Below are 18681 nucleotides of genomic sequence, written 5' to 3'. Positions count from 1 at the left end.
GTTGGGTTACTACTCAGAGGAACCGGTGTCGCTGTTGTCGCCGGCGAGCAGATCGGGATCGGGCTCATCGGCATTGCGCGCGATAGCAAGCAACGTATCGCCCTCACCGAGGTTCATCAATCGCACGCCCTTGGTCTGTCGTCCAGCCTTGCGAACCTGCTTGGCCACCGTCCGGATGACACCACCACCGGACGTGATCGCATACAACTCATCCTCGTCCTCGACGATGAGTGCACCGACCAGGGTGCCACGCTTGGGGTCGTACTGGATGGTCAATACGCCTTTACCACCCCGACCCTGCGCTGTGTACTCCTCGATCGCAGTCCGCTTAGCGTAACCGCCAGCGGTGGCCACCAGCAGATATGTATCCGGCCGCACAACGTTGAGCGACAAGAGTTCATCGGAGGCGTTGAACCGCATGCCCTGCACACCGGAGGTGGCGCGGCCCATCGGGCGCAGCGCCTCGTCGGTGGCGGAGAACCGGATGGACTGGCCGAGCGCCGAGACCAGCAGCAGGTCGTCGTCGGACGAGCACAGCACGGCGCCGACCAGTTCGTCTTCGTCGCGCAGGTTCACCGCGACGATGCCGCCGGTGCGGTTGGAGTCGAAATCGGTCAGCTTCGACTTCTTCACCAGGCCGTTCTTGGTGGCGAGCACCAGGTACGGCGAATCCTCGTAGGACTTCAGCTGGATGATCTGGGCGATCTTCTCGTCCGGCTGGAAGGCGAGCAGGTTCGCCACGTGCTGACCACGCGCGGTGCGGCTGGCCTCCGGCAGCTCGTAGGCCTTGGCGCGGTACACCCGGCCCTTGTTCGTGAAGAACAGCAGCCAGTCGTGGGTCGAGGAGATGAAGAAGTGCTTGACCAGGTCGTCCTGCTTGAGCCCGGCACCCTGCACGCCCTTGCCGCCGCGCTTCTGGCTGCGGTAGAGGTCGGTCTTGGTGCGCTTGGCGTAGCCGGTCTCGGTGATCGTGACGACCACGTCTTCGCGGGCGATCAGATCTTCGTCGGCCACGTCACCGTCGGCCGCGATGATCCTGGTGCGCCGGTCGTCGCCGTACTTCTCGACGATCTCGGCCAGCTCGTCCCGCACGATGGCGCGCTGGCGCTCCGGCTTGGCGAGGATGTCCTTCAAGTCGGCGATCTCGAGTTCGATCTTGGCCAACTCGTCGACGATCTTCTGCCGCTCCAACGCCGAGAGGCGGCGCAGCTGCATGTCGAGGATCGCGGTGGCCTGGATCTCGTCGATATCCAGCATCTGCATCAGGCCGGTGCGCGCGGTGTCGGTGTTGGCCGAACGCCGGATCAACGCGATGACCTCGTCGAGCGCGTCGAGCGCCTTGACCAGGCCGCGCAGGATGTGGGCCCGCTCCTCGGCCTTGCGCAGCAAGTACTTGGTGCGCCGGACGATGACGTCCAACTGGTGCTTGACGTAGTACCGGATCATCTGGTCCAGCCGCAGCGTGCGCGGCACACCGTCGACGATGGACAGCATGTTGCAGCCGAAGCTGGTCTGCAGCTGGGTGTGCTTGTACAGGTTGTTCAGCACGACCTTGGCGACGGCGTCCCGCTTGACGGTGACGACGATCCGCATGCCCGCGCGGTCCGAGGACTCGTCGTGGATGTCGGAGATGCCCGCGATCTTGCCGTCGCGTACCTGCTCGGCGATCGAGTTGATGAAGTTGTCGGTGTTGACCTGGTACGGCAGCTCGGTGATGACCAGGGTGGTGCGACCCTTGTTGTCTTCCTCGATCTCGACCACGCCGCGCATCCGGACCGAGCCGCGGCCGGTGGTGTAGGCATCGTGGATGCCCTGGCCACCGACGATGAGACCGTAGGTCGGGAAGTCCGGGCCCTTGACCCGCTCCATACAGGCGGCCAGGGTGGACTCTTCGTCGGCGTCGAAATTGTCCAGCGCCCAGTAGATCGCCTCGGCCAGCTCGCGCAGGTTGTGCGGCGGAATGTTGGTCGCCATGCCGACCGCAATGCCGTTGCTGCCGTTCATCAGCAGCGCGGGCACCCGGCTCGGCAGCACGGTCGGCTCCTGCGAGCGACCGTCGTAGTTGGGGATGAAATCGACCGTCTCGTGGTCGATCTCGCGCAGCATCTCCATCGCGAGCGGCGTCAGCCTGCACTCGGTGTATCGCATGGCGGCCGCGCCGTCGTTGCCGCGGGAACCGAAGTTGCCCTGGCCGTCGACCAGCGGGTAGCGCAGCGACCACGGCTGCGCCATGCGCACGAGGGTGTCGTAGATCGAGCTGTCGCCGTGCGGGTGGTAGTTACCCATGGTCTCGGCGACCGGGCGCGCGGACTTCACGTAGCCGCGGTCGGGCCGATACCCGTTGTCGTACATGGCGTACAGCACGCGCCGGTGCACCGGCTTGAGGCCGTCGCGCACCTCGGGCAGCGCGCGGCCGACGATCACGCTCATCGCGTAATCGATGTAGCTGTTCTGCATTTCCTGCTGGATGTCGACCGGATCGATCCGGTCGCCGCCGGTGCCTCCGTACGGAGGCAGCGTCGTGTCGGTCATGAAGTCTCCTTAGCGGGCCTGGTGCGGTTGCGGTGACGGGGCACGCGCACCGGCTTATACGTCGAGGAAGCGAACGTCCTTGGCATTACGGGTGATGAAGCTGCGGCGGGCCTCAACGTCCTCACCCATCAGCACGCTGAACAGCTCGTCGGCCGCGGCGGCGTCGTCCAGGGTGACCAGCTTGAGCACGCGCACCGACGGATCCATGGTGGTCTCCCACAGTTCCTTGGCGTTCATCTCGCCGAGACCCTTGTAGCGCTGGACGCCGTCTTCCTTGTTGATCTTCTTGCCCGCCGCGAGGCCGGCCTCGAGCAGACCGTCGCGTTCGCGGTCGGAGTAGGCGAACTCCGGATCGCTGCGCTGCCACTTAAGCTTGTACAGCGGCGGCTGGGCCAGATACACATGCCCCTGCTCGACCAGCGGGCGCATGAACCGGAACAGCAATGTCAACAGCAAAGTCGCGATGTGCTGACCGTCGACGTCGGCGTCGGCCATCAGCACGATCTTGTGATAGCGCAGCTTGGCGATATCGAACTCGTCGTGGATACCGGTACCGAACGCGGTGATGATCGACTGGACTTCGTTGTTCTTCAACACCCGATCGATACGGGCCTTCTCGACATTGATGATCTTTCCGCGCAACGGCAGGATCGCCTGATACATCGAGTCACGCCCGGACTTGGCCGAACCACCGGCGGAGTCACCCTCGACGATGTAAATCTCGGACCTACTCGGATCCTTGGACCGGCAATCAGCCAGCTTGCCCGGCAGACCACCCAGGTCGGTTGCGCTCTTACGGCGCACCAACTCCCGGGCCTTGCGGGCGGCGACCCGCGCCTGCGCCGACGAGACCGCCTTGTTCACAATGGTCTTCGCGTCGGCCGGGTTGGCTTCGAACCAGTGCGACAGGTGCTCGTTGCACGCTTTCTGCACGAAGGACTTGACCTCGGTGTTGCCGAGCTTGGTCTTGGTCTGGCCTTCGAACTGCGGCTCGGAGACCTTGACGCTCACGATGGCGGCCAGGCCCTCGCGGATGTCGTCACCGGTGAGGTTGCCGTCTTTCTCCTTGAGCAGCTTCTTGTCTTTGGCGTACTTGTTGACCACCGTGGTCAGCGCAGCGCGGAAGCCCTCTTCGTGGGTGCCGCCCTCGTGGGTGTTGATGGTGTTGGCGAAGGTGTGCACCGACTCGGAGTAACCCGAGTTCCACTGCATGGCGACCTCGAGCTCGTGGCCGGTGCCCTTGCCGGTGAACCCGACGACCGAGTTGTGGATCGGCTGCTTGGTCCGGTTGATGTGGCGGACGAAGTCCTCCAGGCCACCCGGGTAGTGGTAGGTGCGCTTCTTCACCTTGTGCTCGACCGGTGCGGTGGCGTCTTCGGCCTCCGCGTGCTTCGGCGCGTCGGCCGTCTCGCTGACCACCTCGTCGGTGACCTCGGCGTCGGTGACGCGCTCGTCGGTGAGCGTGATGGTCAGTCCCTTGTTGAGGAACGCCATCTCCTGCAGCCTGCGGGCCACGGTCTCGAAGTTGTAGGTGGTCGTCTCGAAGATGTTCGGATCGGCCCAGAAGCGGATCGTGGTGCCGGTCTGCTTGGACGGATCACCCTGGAGCAGCTTGCCGGGGACCGAATCCTTGTAGGTCTGGGTCCAGTGGTACCCGTCGCGGTGGATCTCCGCCTCCAGCTGGGAGGACAGCGCGTTCACCACGGAGATACCGACGCCGTGCAGACCACCGGACACCGCGTAGGAGTCGGAGTCGAACTTGCCGCCCGCGTGCAGCTGGGTCATGACCACCTCGATGGTCGGGACACCCTGCGCGTGCATGGCCACCGGAATACCGCGGCCGTCGTCGACCACCTCGACGCCGCCGTCGGCGAGCAGCGTGACATCGACCCGGGTGGCGTACCCGGCCATCGCCTCGTCGACGGAGTTGTCGACGACCTCCCAGATCAGGTGGTGCAGGCCACGCTCACCGGTGGAACCGATGTACATGCCGGGACGCTTGCGGACCGCCTCGAGTCCCTCGAGGACCGTGATCGACGAGGCGCCGTAATCCGCCTTGCCCGAGGAAGCGTTGGTCGAGCCCGATGCGTTGGAGTCGTTGGCAGCCACTGGTCGGTAGCTCTCCTTACTTGCTGATCCTCCTGGCGGGGCACTGCACAGCACGCGTTGGTCCCTGGTCATGACTGCTCGAGAAATACAGGGCCACGCGGGCGGTACGGAACGCGCCGAAGGTGATCGCCGCTAGTTACGTCACCATCCTACTGGTACACCCAACCTACAGCGCACCTACGACACCCCTGACAGCTCCGTGAATGCGAGAAATCGGATTGCGGCGAGTCTGTTCCGCCCTCCGGGGCTTTCACTCGCCTCTGGGAGGATTCGGGCGGTGCGTGTCGACGGGCCACCGGCGCCGCGCACGCCGACGGGGCGGAATGCCCGTATTTCCGGGCTCGCGGGCGTAGCCGAGGAGTTACTCACGAGGCTCGCCGGGTGCTGTGCGCTGTCGGCGCCCGGCCGCGGAACAGGCTGCGAGCAGGGCGGGAGATCAACTATTCGGGGTGGGACGAGGTTGCGCGAAGTTCGAGTGTGGTCGACTGCGGGGCGCTGGGCTGCTGTCGGCACAATCCAGCTACTTACCGCTCGGGCGAAATCCGTTGGCGCATCGAGCGATACCGAGACGCGGTTTCACGTGGAACGCCCATGGGTCTATCCGTAGGTATCGCGGGGTCCGCGGCCTCTGACATGACGTTCCCCCTTGCGCCAGCTGGGCGCGGCGGGGCCGGTGATCTTGAGCGAGGTCACGACGCCCGGGCCGACCGCGGCGTTGATCTTCGCCAGGATCTGGCTCTGCAACATGCGCAATTGGGTTGCCCACGCGGTGGATTCGGCGGCGATGCTCAGCACGTTGTCCTTCAAGGTCAACGGCGTGGCGTGCGAGGCGATGTCCTCGCCGACGACGCCGGCCCAACGGCCGAACACCATCCCCTCGGCGACCTTGGTGGACCAGCCGCGATTCTTGGCCAGCGAGCCGGTCAGCTTGCCGAACGGCTGGGGATCGCGGGCATCCGGTCCGGCCCCCGACCAGCCGCTGCGCCTGCGCGCCCCCGTCCGCAGCTTCCGCTGTGGGGAGGATCGCCCCTGCCCGACCGACTTACCGCTCGCCTTCGCCGCCGCGCGGGCCTCTTCCAGCGCCCGCCTGGCCAGATCGATACCGCGCAACTCCGGCTCTTTACCTGCCGGTTCGGCGCCTTGTTGATCGGTCACCAGGCTCCTCTCGTATCGCGCGGCCAGAGGGTCACTCTACGACAAGGCACCGACAAAACGGCCGCTCCGGGCACGGCACCGAACGCACTAGTTATCAACAGGACCTGTTGATAACCATGCTTTTCTGTGCATACGTCATAGTGCGAACGCGATCGTCACGGTGACGGTGTGGCGGGCTCGGCGATCCTGGAGGTTCGGCCGTCCGGTCCGCCGCTGGTTTCCACGCGCAGGGGCACGGCGGCGAGTTCGGCAGGCACGTCCTCGGGCACCGCCGCGGTGATCAGGACCTGTTCCGCGCCCGCCGCGACGGCCGCGAGGGCGGTGCGGCGGCGGCGGTCGAGTTCGGCGAAGACGTCATCGAGCAGCAGCACGGGTTCGGAGCCGGTGGCGCGCAGCAGTTCGAACGCGCCGAGGCGCAGCGCGAGGGCGAACGACCATGATTCGCCGTGGCTGGCGAAACCCTTGGCCGGTGCGTCACCGAGGTTCAGGTCGAGCTCGTCGCGGTGCGGACCGACCAGGCACACACCACGTTCCAGCTCTTTCGGCCGGGCGGCGGCGAGCTCGCGCAGCATGATCGCCTCCAGCGCCTCGGTGTCGTCCGGCTGGGGTTCCCTTGCGGGGTCCAGGAATTCGGGCGGCAGCGTGGCACTGCGGTAAGCGATTGCGGCAGGCCGGGATTCAGGGGCGATGGCGGCGTAGGACTGCGCGAGGTACGGGTACAGATCGTGCACCAGGCGCAGCCGGTAGGTCAGCAGCACCGAGGCGTGCGTGGCCAGGTGGCCGTCCCACACATCGAGGGTGCCGAGCTCCGTCTTCGATCTGGCTTGCCGCCCAGCGGATTTCAACAGCGCCGAGCGCTGCCGCAATACCCGGTCGTAGTCGCTGCGGACGGCGGCGAGCCTGGGCAGGCGGGCTGTGCACAACTCGTCCATGAACCGGCGGCGCTCCCCCGGATCGCCGCGCACCAGTGCGAGATCCTCCGGAGCGAACAGCACCGTCTGCAGGATGCCGAGGATCTCCCGCGGCCTGCGGGCCGGCGACCGATTGATCTGGGCACGGTTGGCGGCGCCCTGATTCAGCTCGATGTCGATCCGCAGTTCGCGGCCGCTGTTGACCACGGAGGCGCCGATTCGGGCCTTGTCGGCACCCAGCCTGATCAGCGGGGCGTCGGCCGCGACCCGATGCGAGCCGAGGGTGGCCAGGTAGCCGATCGCCTCGAGCAGGTTGGTCTTGCCGTTGCCGTTCGAGCCGAGGAAAACCGTTCGGCCTGGGGATAATTCGAGTTCGGCGTGTTCCCAGGAGCGGAAGTCACGCAGTGACAGTGTTCGGATGAACATCCGCTATCCGGCCCCTACCTGCACGAATTCGGTCCTACGATGTTGTGCACAACTCTTGGACGTGGGCGCCGAGGTGACCGACGCCCACCCACAGTGTGTGGAAGACCTGTGCATGAATAGCGTCCACCTCGACCGTCGTGTTGCCGAATCCCACAGCGGCGCTACCGGTTTCGCAGCGGCCGAGGCAGGAGACGAGCCCGGATCGCGGTCGTGCACAGGCGTTCAGCCCGGCAGCCGGACCGGCATCAACAGGTAGGTGTACGGACTGTCCAGCGCGGCGAACGCACCTGACTCGAGCACCTTCGGCTCCTCGTCGACCGCGGGCAGCAGCACCGCGGGCCGGCTCGGCGTGGTGAACCCGAAGGTGACCCGCTCGGCGTGCAGCGCGGACAGACCGTCGATCAGGTAGCCCGGGTTGAACGCGATGGTCAGCGATTCGCCGCGGAAGTCGGCCTCGAGCCATTCCTCGGCGCGACCGGCGTCGTCCCCACCCGCGGACAGTTGCAGGCCCTCGGTGGAGAACTCCAGGCGCACCTGGGCACCACGCTCGGCGACCAGGGCGACGCGCTTGATGGCCTCGGTCAGCACCGACACCTGCAGGGTGGCGATGGAGGTGTGTTCCTTCGGCAGCAGCTGACGGAACTTCGGGAACTCGGCATCGAGCAGCCGGGTGGTGGTCCGGCGGCCCGCGTTCACGATGCCGAGCAGGCCATCCGAGCCGGCACCGGTGCCGAGCGAAAGCTGCACGGGGGCATCGGAGGTGCCCAGTGTCTTGCCTGCCTCGGACAGCGTCCTGGCCGGGATGAGCACGGCGGTCTCGATATTCGCGTCGGCGGGCGACCACTCGATGTGCCGGACCGCGAGACGGAATCGGTCGGTGGCCGCGAGCACCACCTTCGAGCCCTCGATCTCGACGCGGATACCGGTGAGCATCGGCAGCGTGTCGTCCCGGCCCGCCGCGACGGCGACCTGGCCGACCGCGTTGGCGAACACCTCGACGCTCAATTCGCCGGACTGCTGCGGTACCTCGGGAAGCTGGGGATAGTCCTCGACCGGCATGGTCGGCAGGGAGAACTTCGCACTGCCACAACTGATCAGCACGCGGGTGCCGTCGACGGAGACGTCGACCGGCTTGTTCGACAGCGCCTTGGTGATGTCGGCGAGCAGTCTGCCGGAGACGAGCACCTCGCCGGGGCCGGCGACCTCGGCGGCGACGCGCATCTGCGCGGAGACCTCGTAGTCGAAGCCGGAGACGGTGAGCCCGCTGTCGTCGGCCACCAGCAGCACACCGCCGAGTACGGGCACGGGAGGCCGGGACGGGAGGCTACGCGCCACCCAGGCAACGGATTCCGCGAAGTCCTCTCGGGCGACCCGAAACTTCATGCTTGCAAGCTCCATCGCCCGATCTGTCCTCTCCCAGTTCCGTGAGCTGTTATGCGGTGGCCGGACATTCGTCCTCCAAGCCTGTCGGCTCGTTCAACGTTGGTTGTTCGCGAAGGGTGCTGGATCGGCCGCCATCAAAAGTGTGGCACAGGCGACCGACAACAAACCGTACCCGCGACTGGAGCTATGGCCTAGTCCGACCCGCTAGATGGCGGCAGGTGAGTCTCGAGCCGAGCAAGGAGAGACGGGGGCCGGCTCTTCTCCTTGCCTGGGGACAGGAGTCCCTCGAGACGTGACCCTCTTCGACCGACTTTCCACACACCTGTTTTCAAGAGAGTTCTTCTAGGAGAAGAACTGAAGTAGTAGTAGGCACTGTGGAATCTGTGCACTGACGCCGTATCCGCTGGTCAACGGGCGTGGTGCCGTGGGGATGAGCAGAGGGTGTCTCGAGGATGAACGAGGGGCGTCTGTGGAGTTCCGAAGTTGTCCCACATTCATCCTCGAGTGCTCCTCGAGTTGTTCCACCGAATTCACCCGGTTGTTCACACGTGTGTACCGATACGTGGACAACTCGAGGAATCCTCGAGGACTCCACATGGACTCCTCGAGGATTCCCCAACCCCGTGACCGAACGCCGCGCTGGTCACCGCCTGTGCGCAAGTCGGGCTGGGGATGCTGGGGATGAAGCCCTGTTAGCGGAGCCCGCACAGTCCATCCCCACACCTGTTAGCCAATCGGTGCACAAACCGGTGGATTCCTCGAGGACTCCACAAGAATTCCTCGAGGAATCCACAGGGCAAAAAAAGCACCGCCCCAGGTCAGGGCGGTGCTCGGTTGTTAGTAAAGCTCAGCGCGAGCGCTGTTTGATTCGGGCTGTTAGTTCTTGGACCTGGTCGTACACCCGACGCCGCTCGGTCATCTCCTTGCGGATTTTCTTCTCCGCGTACATCACCGTGGTGTGGTCGCGGCCGAACGCCTGACCGATCTTGGGCAGGGACAGATCGGTGAGCTCGCGGCACAGGTACATGGCGATCTGGCGGGCCTGTGCCAGCGGCCGCGCCTTGCCCGGCCCGGTCAGCTCCTCGAGCGTGGTGTTGAAGTACTCGGCGGTGACCGCCATGATCGTCGCCGCGTTGATCTCCAGCGCCGCGGTATCGGGCATCAGGTCGCGCAGCACGACCTCGGCCAGCGGCAGATCCAGCGGTTGCCCGTTCAGCGAGGCGAACGCGGTCACCCGGATCAGCGCGCCCTCCAGCTCACGGATATTGCGTTCGACCCTGGTGGCGATCAGTTCCATCACGTCGTGCGGCACGTCGAGCCGGTCCATCCGCGCCTTCTTGCGCAGGATGGCGATGCGGGTCTCCAGCTCGGGCGGCTGCACGTCGGTGATCAGACCCCACTCGAACCGAGTCCGCAGCCGCTCTTCCAGCGTGGCCAGCTGCTTGGGCGGGCGGTCCGAGGAGACGACGATCTGCTTGTTGGCGTTGTGCAGGGTGTTGAAGGTGTGGAAGAACTCTTCCTGGATGCCTTCCTTGCCCTCGATGAACTGGATGTCATCGACCAGCAGGATGTCGGTCTCGCGGTAGCGGCGCTTGAACGCCACCTTCCGGTCGTCCCGCAGGCTGTTGATGAAGTCGTTGGTGAACTCTTCGGTCGAGACGTACTTCACCCGCATGCCGGGAAACAGCCGCTGGGCGTAGTGGCCGGCCGCGTGTAGTAGGTGCGTCTTGCCCAAACCCGAAGCGCCCCAGACGAACAGCGGGTTGTAGGCGCGCGCGGGCGCCTCCGCGATGGCGACCGCGGCGGCGTGCGCGAAGCGGTTGGACGCGCCGATGACGAACGTCTCGAAGGTGTACTTCGCATTCAGGCTGGCCGAGGAACTCGACGGCGCCGAGCTCTCCTGCGACTTGGTGAAGTAGGTCGGCCAGGAGTTACGGGCGTTGACCACGGGCTCGTCGTCGCGGTCGGACCGCGGGTTCTCCGACTCACGGACCGACTCGTGCGCGGCCGCCAGGCCGGGATCGTCGGACTGCGCCTCGCGCACGGGCGCCCGGACCGGACCGCGCACGGCGGCGGGGCCTGGGTCGGGTGTGAACAGCGACTCCTGGCCGGGCGGGATCGATTCGCGGCGCGGGGGCAGGCCTTGTTCGCGGCGCTGCGCGGGGGTGGGTTCGTGGCGCTGCGCGGACTGCAGGTCGGCCTGGGGGGCGTATTCGTCGCGGACCGGGTATTCGTCGTGGCCGTAGTCCTGCCGGTCGTACTCCCCCGCGGACGCGTACTCCGGCGCGTACTCGCCGTCGGAGTAGTCGGATCCGCTGTTGTAGCTGGGGGTTTGTGCGTACTCGTTGGTCTGGGCGTAGCGCGGCTGCTGGTAATCGTCGCGGCCTTGGTACTCGCCGCCGGGGTAACCGGCTTGGCCGCGGCTGTTGTCGCCACGTCCGCTGTCGCGAGGTCCATTGTCGCGGGGACCGTTGTCCCTGGGCCCGTTGTCCCGATGACCGTTGTCCCTGGGCCCGTTGTCGCGATGGCCGGTATCGCGGGGACCGTTCTCTCGGTGCCCGTTGTCCCTGGAACGTTCGGGCGTGCTCGTCATCCTGGCGTGCCGCGGGTTGTTGCCTGCCCGCTCGGTGCTCTGGGCGGCCGGCGCGGCGATGCGCACGCCGAGCCCTTCCACCTGGGGGCCGAGGCGCCGGGCCAGTGACCGCAGGATCGGCTCGCGCAGATCGCGTTCGATGGCTTCTTGAGCCAACGAGGAAGGCACCGAGAGCAGGGCGAACCCCTGCGCCACCGTCAGTGGCTTGACCAGTTTCAGCCAGGCCTGCTGCGCTCGGGTCACCGGCGGAATGGCACCGTCGGATGAGCCGGTGGTCAGCTCGGCAACTACCTCGGGCCACACCGTGGCCAACACGTCCTGCTCGTCGTCCATGCAGTTTCCTCCCCGGAAGTAGGTCGATAGGAGCAGACGGTCGGGGCAGGCGGGGAGGTGGTGGTGACGACCATGCTCGATCGGTACCGTGATCCCGCATACGTCCGTAACCGGTCCGGACGCTGCCCGGATCCCCATTCCGGGCCGCGGCGTGGCACCGTCGGCCCTACGAATATGCCACTCCAGGGGTCTTTCCACACAATTATCCACAGATGTGGAGAACCCTGGGGAGTTGTGAAATGCGGCTGCGCGTCCGGTGGATAACGCTCTGACCTGCGGTTGTGTAGCAACCCTTCGGCAAAGCAGGTTGCCGATGCGGTCGGGCGTGGCTAGGGGTGTGGACGAACTCACGGTAATACTCACAGGGCTGGACAGTGATATGCACAGCCTTGGAGTGTGGGCACCGCGGTTCCTGCTGGTCGGGCGATCGGGGCAGCCCGGGTGGGGCGAGTTTGACCCGCTCCTAGGCGATCAGTACCCTCGTACAGTCACCCTTTGGTGCGGTGGCGGTCTTGTGCTGACCGCGTGTGGGTCGTGATCGACCGACTGTGCGCCAAGACCGACGCGCCGATGATGACCAGACCTGCGATTCATCGCGAATACCTGTTTCACCGAAAAAGCTTCGGGCATCAACTGATGCCCACTGACTCGAGGAGTGTTGACCGTGGCCAAGGGCAAGCGGACGTTCCAGCCGAACAACCGTCGTCGGGCGCGCGTCCACGGCTTCCGTCTCCGGATGCGTACCCGTGCGGGTCGCGCCATCGTTTCGGCGCGCCGCCGCAAGGGCCGCGCCGAACTCACTGCCTGATCCTCGCTCGCGGACGCTCGGGTGTTGCCTGAGTCGTATCGGTTGCATCATCGTGCCGACTTCTCCCGGACGGTGCGCCGCGGCCAGCGAATCGGGAGGCGCGATGTGGTCGTGCACGTGCTCACGCACGGGTATGACGGAGTCGTGGACGTAGATGGACGACATGGTGATCCAGCCGGTGCGCTGGTCCGCGTAGGCGGGCCGCGCTTCGGGCTGATCGTCAGCAAGGCGGTGGGCAACGCGGTGATTCGACACCGTGTAGCCCGCCGCCTGCGTCATATGTGCGGCCAGATGATTCCCGAGCTGCCCGCCGACACCGATATCGTGATCCGTGCGCTGCCCGGTGCGGCCGACGCCTCCGCCGAGGAGCTGTTGCGCCAGCTGCGTGGCGCGGTGCGCAAGCTCGGTGTCGGCTCAGCGGGAGCCGGTCCGGCATGAGCCTGCCCGCGAAGATCGGCCGGTTACCGGCGAACGCACTGATCTTTCTGATCGAGTTGTATCGGACCTACGTCTCCCCCACCCGCATGCCGGTGTGCCGATTCACCCCGACCTGCAGCGAGTACGCGGTCACCGCATTGCGGACGCGCGGGCTGTTCGTCGGCCTCGGATTGGCAGCCGTGCGACTGGCCAAATGTGCGCCCTGGCACCCTGGTGGGTGGGACCCCGTTCCGGAGCGGAAGCGAAGCACCGTTCGCACCGCACCTGGGACCGTGGCAGCCACCGAGCCGGCGCCGCAGGAAACCAGCCTGCAGGCCGATCCGGTGTCGGAGCCGAACGCTTGGAAAGGATCACCGCGCGCGGTGATCGGCGATACGAACGACGGGAGTGCATAGAGCCGTGCTCGACTTCATTTATTATCCGGTGTCCTGGATCTTGTGGTTCTGGCACCGGGTTTTTGCCGCAGTGCCCGGCCTCGGTAAGGACAGTGGCCTTGCCTGGGCGCTGGCCGTCGTGTTCCTGGTGTTCACCCTCCGAGTGCTGCTCTACAAGCCGTTCGTGAAGCAGGTGCGCACCACCAAGCAGATGCAGGAGCTGCAGCCCCAGATCAAGGAGCTGCAGAAGAAGTACAAGAACGACCGCCAGAAGATGGCGGTCGAGATGCAGAAGCTGCAGAAGGACCACGGCTTCAACCCGCTGATGGGCTGCCTGCCGATCCTGGCGCAGGTGCCGGTGTTCCTCGGTCTGTTCCATGTGCTGCGCTCGTTCAACCGCACCGGCCACGGCTTCGGCCAGCTGGGGCTCTCGATCACCGAGAACGCGAACACGCCCAACTACGTCTTCAACGCGGCCGACGTCCAGTCCTTCCTGAGCGCCCGCATCTTCGGCGCACCCATCTCGGCCTTCATCACCATCCCGAACTCCGAGCTGCAGGCCTTCGCCATCGACGGCGGCGTCCCGAGCAAGGTGGCCATCGCTGCCGTGGCGATCCCGCTGATGATCATCGCCGGTCTGGCCACCCACTTCAACGCGCGCGCCTCGGTCGCCCGGCAGACGCCGGAGGCGGCCGCCAACCCGCAGGCCGCGATGATGAACAAGCTTGCGCTGTGGGTCTTCCCGCTCGGCGTGATGGTCGGTGGTCCGTTCCTGCCGATCGCCATCCTCCTGTACTGGGTTTCCAACAACATCTGGACCTACGGCCAGCAGCACCTCGTCTTCGGCAAGATGGAGAAGGAAGAAGAGGCCAAGAAGCAGGCCAAGATCGAGCAGCGGGCGCAGAACGCGCCGAAGCCAGGCGCCAAGCCGGTCAACACCCGGAAGAAGACGGCTACCGATGCTGTCGAGGACGCCACAGACGCTGTGGACGCGGTCGACGCTTCCCCCTCCACCAACGGGACCGGCAAGTCCACCGGCAAGGCCGCGGGACAGCGCAGGCCGGGTGGCCAGAAGCGTCCGGGCAACCGGGGCCGAGCGAACCAAAAACGCCGACGCTGATCGCATTTCGGTGGCCGGCGGGCCACCACGCTGAGCAACCCCTTGATCGCGCACCGTCCGGCGGCGAGCGCACGGCGAGCGTGATGAGCAGATGAAGGAAATCAAATGACAGTTGAGACCGACGGAGGGGACGCCACAGTGGCGACGACGATGGTGAACGCGGAAACGGACGCCGACGATGTCGTGAACGATGCCGAGGAAGCCCTGATCGAAGAGGGCGAAATCGCGGGCGACTACCTGGAGCAGTTGCTCGACGTGCTCGACTTCGACGGCGACATCGACCTCGACGTGGAGGGCGACCGCGCCATCGTGAGCATCGACGGTGGCCGGGATCTGTCAAAGCTGGTGGGCCGCAACGGCGAGACGCTGGACGCGCTACAGGAATTGACCCGGCTGGCGGTGCAGCAGGCGACCGGTGTGCGCAGCAGGCTGATGCTGGACGTGGCCGGTTGGCGCGCCAAGCGCCGCGAAGACCTGAGCGCGCTCGGCACCGCCGCCGCGCAGCGGGTGCTGGAGTCGGGGGCGCCGGAGTCGCTGGCGCCGATGACTCCGTTCGAGCGCAAGATCGTGCACGACGCGGTGGCGGTGATCGACGGCGTCAACAGCGAGAGCGAAGGCGTCGAGCCGAACCGGCATGTGGTGGTCGTTCCGGCCTGAGTGCCGGACACGTTAGGGCACGGCGCATTTCGTCACCCTGACGGGAAGTGGTTGGATAGGGCCTCTGGTCTTCGGATCGGGGGCCTTGTTCGTGTCCGATTCGAGTTCGGAAGGATGTTTCACGTGGAACGAGATCTCGGTGGAACCACCGCGTTGCCCGCCGAGCTGGAACCCCCAGCCTCGGCCGCCGCGGTGTTCGGCGACCGACTCGATCTCGCGCGCCAGTACTGCGCGGCCCTCGCGACCGCAGGCGTCGAGCGCGGGCTGATCGGCCCCCGCGAGGTACCCCGCCTCTGGGATCGCCACATCCTCAACTGCGCGGTGATCGGCGAACTGATCGCCGAAGGTTCCTCCGTGGTCGACATCGGCAGCGGCGCCGGCCTCCCCGGCATCCCGTTGGCCATCGCCCGACCGGACCTCCGCATCACCCTGGTCGAACCGCTGCTGCGCCGCACCATCTTCCTGAGCGAGTTCATCGAGGCGGCTGGCCTCGACGTCACCGTAGTGCGCGGCCGGGCCGAACAGTCCGGTGTCATGAAAGAAGCAGGCGGCGCCGACGTCGTCACCTCCCGCGCCGTCGCCCCCCTCGGCAAGCTTGCCCAGTGGTCCCTACCCCTGCTCCGCGACCACGGCCGGATGCTCGCCCTCAAAGGTGTCAGCGCCGCCGAGGAACTCGAGCGCGACGGTGAGGCGCTCACCCGTGCCGGTGCCGGCAACGCAATGGTCGTCGAATGCGGCGCCGGGCTCGTCTCCATTCCCACCCTCATCATCAGCGCCGAACGCCTCCCCCGCGCCGAGCGCGCGCATCGACCACGGGGCGAGAAGGCGACCGCGCGCCGAGAGGCGAGGGCGGCGAAGCGCGCTGACAAGCCTGCGGCGGGTCGGATCCGGAAGGCGAAGTAGGAGTAGTCGGGCGTTGCGATCCGCGTGTGCGGGGTCATCTGACTCGGACGGTTTCACGTGAAGCATGGGAGTTGTTGCTCCCCGCAACGGGATCCCTGCCGCGCTAGTTGCCGCGGGCTGTCGGCGTATGAACCAGTCGGTGTTTGCGACGCGTACCGGGTGAGCCCGCGCGTTCGCTAGACCGCTGCCGTGCCGGGTCCGAGAGTGCATCGCCTACTCCTCACCTAACCGGAGCTGACCCATCACCAACAGACGAGCGGCGGAGGCAAGACGGCTTTCGCAGCGAATCTCGCCAGCCCCCCGCTCGATGAAGTAGCGGGGCCAGCTGTTGTCGTCCCCTCACGCACTGAGCGCACCGACAGTCCCGCACACCGCCGCATCTTTGTACCCGGCCGGGCCAGACCATCCGACGGAGCCGGACACTCGGCGGGGCCGCTAGACCCCGCGAGTCCGGCAGTCAGGATCACCGGCATCGCAGACTGGTACCCGCGGAGCTCCCCGAGATAACTGACAGCCTCACGGATCCTCTGCGGTCTCAGTTCTCGATCCAGTGGACAGAAGGGTCGAGCAGCGCCTGGGCCCCGTGCGTCAAGCGCCAAAGTCAATTGGCTGCGGGGGTCTGCCGGACTGCATTTCTGGGAGTTGCGTTAGTGCGTGAGTTGCTGGGGGTCAGTTAAAGTTCGTCGGTTTACCGGGCCGGGTCCCGTGCGTTCCTCTCGGTGTGCAGTTCGTATCCCGCGCGGTCGTGGGGTCCGTAGGCGCGGGGACTGACCCCAGTCCGAGGAGGGGCGGGGTCCGCGCGAAAGGTGATGCGGGTCGGCCGGGCTGAGGTGTGGAGCTGGCCTCGAGATGGCCGTCGGGTGAGGCGTCCAGAGATCTGTGGATTGAACTGGGTCGGCGGGTCCGCTGTGCCGTTGGTCGTCGACCGACGGGCGCGCGGAGACGTGGGCAAGTGCGTGGCCGTTACTTCTCCGCTGCGCCTACTCGGGTACGGCGGTTTCACGTGAAACGGATTGCGTATCAGGATCGGGTCAGCTGCGCGGAGAAGATCGGGGTGGTCTCCCCCCGCGCTCATCGTTTGGCGCGCGCACGGTTGATTCGTTTCGCTTTTGAGCAACCGCCGGTTAGTTTGCGACGGGTGGAGATTCGGCCATGGGGGTAAGTGGCGGTCGGGGAAGCGGTGCCCCGTCGAGTAAGTCCTCTCCTTGTTTCACATGAAACGAGAACTTGGATTCTGGGTCCGAAGAGTTGGAGGCTTGGGGTCCCGGCTGCGGGAGTCACGTGACGCATCGCTGGCGGAGGTGGTGGCTGCTTCGGCGGCGCGGCTGAACGTTGTGTGCGGACGCTCAACCGTTGTGGGACGCATCCCGGCAATCGGCTCGAACGTCGAAGCAACCCCGTCGGATGTTTCACGGGAAACGAAAGCGGTCTGTCCCCCTCCGCCCGGCAACACGCCTCATGGTTCGAGAGGCGGGTTCACATCAAACGGCGAGCTGGCGCCTGAGTCGCTTCACACCCAGATTCGGCTACGCCGACAAGTTGTCCAGCGGGTGCGGTAGCCGCGCATCGTGCCGGACTTCCACCGCGACGATCAGTCCGGCAACCCCTTGGCGGAACCCGGGTTTCATGTGAAACATCGGGGATCGGTGGCCGAATGAGGACAGATTGGCGTGTCCTGCGTACATTGCCGCGATTCAGCTTTCCTATCCTGCTCGCGGCTGGCAAGCTAGTGGTCGTCGGGCGTGAGCGTAGGTGCCACGGAGGAATTGGTGTCGCGACGAGAGCTCCGCTCGGTCGATCGGGCGCCGCGAACCCGGTTGAGCATCATGTTCGAACCGACACCAGCTGTTTGATGACACGGCGCCGACGCTCGTCGGAAGCGTGATCTGAAGTTCTCGGGTTAGGAGCTGTCTATGTCGAGCGGTCCGGCGAATGTTTCACGGGAAACTACGTCGCGCGTGCCGGGAATGCTGGACTCCAGCAATTTCGACACGGAGACATTCGGAAGCACACCGTTTGGGAACATCTCCCCCAGCGAGACCCCGATCGCGGCCGAAGCACAACGCGCCAGCCAGATTCTCCATCCAGGAAAGGTGACAGTGCAGAAACCGCACGAGCAACGCATCATCACCATCGCCAATCAGAAGGGCGGCGTCGGTAAGACGACCACCGCGGTGAATCTCGCGGCCGCCCTGGCGCATCAGGGGATGACCGTCCTCGTGATCGATCTGGACCCGCAGGGCAACGCCAGCACCGCCCTCGGCATCGAGCACCATTCGGGTGTGCCGTCCAGCTACGAACTGCTGATCGGCGAGGTGTCGGTCAGGGACGCGATCCAGCAGAGCCCGCACAACGAGCGGTTGCTGTGCATCCCGGCGACCATCGATCTGGCCGGCGCGGAGATCGAACTGGTGTCGATGGTGGCCAGGGAGGGCCGGCTCAAGGCCGCCATCCAGGAGGCCAACATCGCGGGCTACGACATCGACTACGTGATGATCGACTGCCCGCCGTCGCTCGGCCTGCTGACCGTCAACGCGATGGTCGCGGCCAAGGAGGTGCTGATCCCGATCCAGTGCGAGTACTACGCGCTGGAGGGTGTCGGGCAGTTGCTCCGCAATATCGGTCTGGTGCAGGCGCACCTGAATCCCGATTTACACGTGTCGACCGTGATCCTCACGATGTACGACGGCCGGACCAAGCTGGCCGACCAGGTCGCCGAGGAGGTGCGCGGACACTTCGGCGACGTGGTGCTGCGGTCGGTGATTCCGCGCAGCGTGAAGGTGTCCGAGGCACCGGGCTACGGAATGACGGTGCTCGATTATGATCCAGGCTCCCGAGGCGCGATGAGCTACCTCGATGCCGGACGCGAAATGGCGGCCAGGGCAACGGCGATGGCGCATGCCGCGGCCGAAGCCGCGGAGTGAGCTGGCTGGATGAGA

General features: G+C 66.0%; 13 protein-coding genes. 7 read left to right on the top strand and 6 right to left on the bottom strand.

Translation table 11 applies throughout. From position 1 onward, the window contains the following. Positions 1–9: 9 nt before the first annotated feature. From gyrA to dnaA, 6 genes are all read right to left on the bottom strand, one after another. Entirely contained in the window at positions 10–2532 is a 2523-nt protein-coding gene (gene gyrA, locus IBX18_RS04950; protein ID WP_194832484.1) for a DNA gyrase subunit A, read from the bottom strand. Between the two features lie 54 nt (positions 2533–2586). Continuing rightward, positions 2587–4641 carry a DNA topoisomerase (ATP-hydrolyzing) subunit B gene (gene gyrB, locus IBX18_RS04945; RefSeq protein ID WP_194832483.1) on the bottom strand — a complete coding sequence of 685 codons (2055 nt, stop codon included), beginning with the start codon at positions 4639–4641 and terminating at the stop codon, positions 2587–2589. A 597-nt stretch (positions 4642–5238) separates the two neighbouring features. Further along, positions 5239–5799 carry a DUF721 family protein gene (locus IBX18_RS04940; protein ID WP_228540499.1) on the bottom strand — a complete coding sequence of 187 codons (561 nt, stop codon included), beginning with the start codon at positions 5797–5799 and terminating at the stop codon, positions 5239–5241. Positions 5800–5951: 152 nt separating this feature from the next. After that, positions 5952–7133, bottom strand: coding sequence for a DNA replication/repair protein RecF (recF, locus tag IBX18_RS04935; protein WP_135234164.1), 1182 nt, complete (start codon positions 7131–7133; stop codon positions 5952–5954). Between the two features lie 222 nt (positions 7134–7355). Continuing rightward, a complete protein-coding gene (gene dnaN, locus IBX18_RS04930; protein ID WP_147139861.1) occupies positions 7356–8531 on the bottom strand; it encodes a DNA polymerase III subunit beta in 1176 nt (391 codons plus the stop codon). 832 nt (positions 8532–9363) lie between these two features. Beyond that, complete coding sequence (gene dnaA / locus IBX18_RS04925) at positions 9364–11442, bottom strand: chromosomal replication initiator protein DnaA (RefSeq protein ID WP_194832481.1); 2079 nt, start codon at positions 11440–11442, stop codon at positions 9364–9366. A gap of 664 nt (positions 11443–12106) precedes the next feature. Here dnaA and rpmH point away from each other — a divergent pair. From rpmH to IBX18_RS04890, 7 genes are all read left to right on the top strand, one after another. Further along, positions 12107–12250, top strand: coding sequence for a 50S ribosomal protein L34 (rpmH, locus tag IBX18_RS04920; protein WP_005516618.1), 144 nt, complete (start codon positions 12107–12109; stop codon positions 12248–12250). A 21-nt stretch (positions 12251–12271) separates the two neighbouring features. Then, positions 12272–12688, top strand: coding sequence for a ribonuclease P protein component (gene rnpA / locus IBX18_RS04915; protein WP_194832480.1), 417 nt, complete (start codon positions 12272–12274; stop codon positions 12686–12688). Then, positions 12685–13083: a membrane protein insertion efficiency factor YidD gene (gene yidD / locus IBX18_RS04910; RefSeq protein WP_135234161.1), complete on the top strand. Its 399-nt coding sequence runs from the start codon at positions 12685–12687 to the stop codon at positions 13081–13083. Before rnpA ends, yidD begins: the two co-directional genes overlap by 4 nt. A gap of 4 nt (positions 13084–13087) precedes the next feature. Further along, positions 13088–14182 carry a membrane protein insertase YidC gene (gene yidC / locus IBX18_RS04905; protein ID WP_194832479.1) on the top strand — a complete coding sequence of 365 codons (1095 nt, stop codon included), beginning with the start codon at positions 13088–13090 and terminating at the stop codon, positions 14180–14182. Between the two features lie 150 nt (positions 14183–14332). After that, complete coding sequence (locus tag IBX18_RS04900; protein WP_370465417.1) at positions 14333–14839, top strand: protein jag; 507 nt, start codon at positions 14333–14335, stop codon at positions 14837–14839. Between the two features lie 114 nt (positions 14840–14953). Further along, complete coding sequence (rsmG, locus tag IBX18_RS04895) at positions 14954–15742, top strand: 16S rRNA (guanine(527)-N(7))-methyltransferase RsmG (protein ID WP_194832478.1); 789 nt, start codon at positions 14954–14956, stop codon at positions 15740–15742. 1967 nt (positions 15743–17709) lie between these two features. Next, positions 17710–18666: a ParA family protein gene (locus tag IBX18_RS04890; protein ID WP_228540497.1), complete on the top strand. Its 957-nt coding sequence runs from the start codon at positions 17710–17712 to the stop codon at positions 18664–18666. Positions 18667–18681: the final 15 nt, after the last annotated feature.

This window comes from Nocardia sp. XZ_19_369 (assembly GCF_015355715.1).
GTDB lineage: Bacteria > Actinomycetota > Actinomycetes > Mycobacteriales > Mycobacteriaceae > Nocardia.
This window is presented reverse-complemented; position numbering and strand designations above follow the sequence as displayed.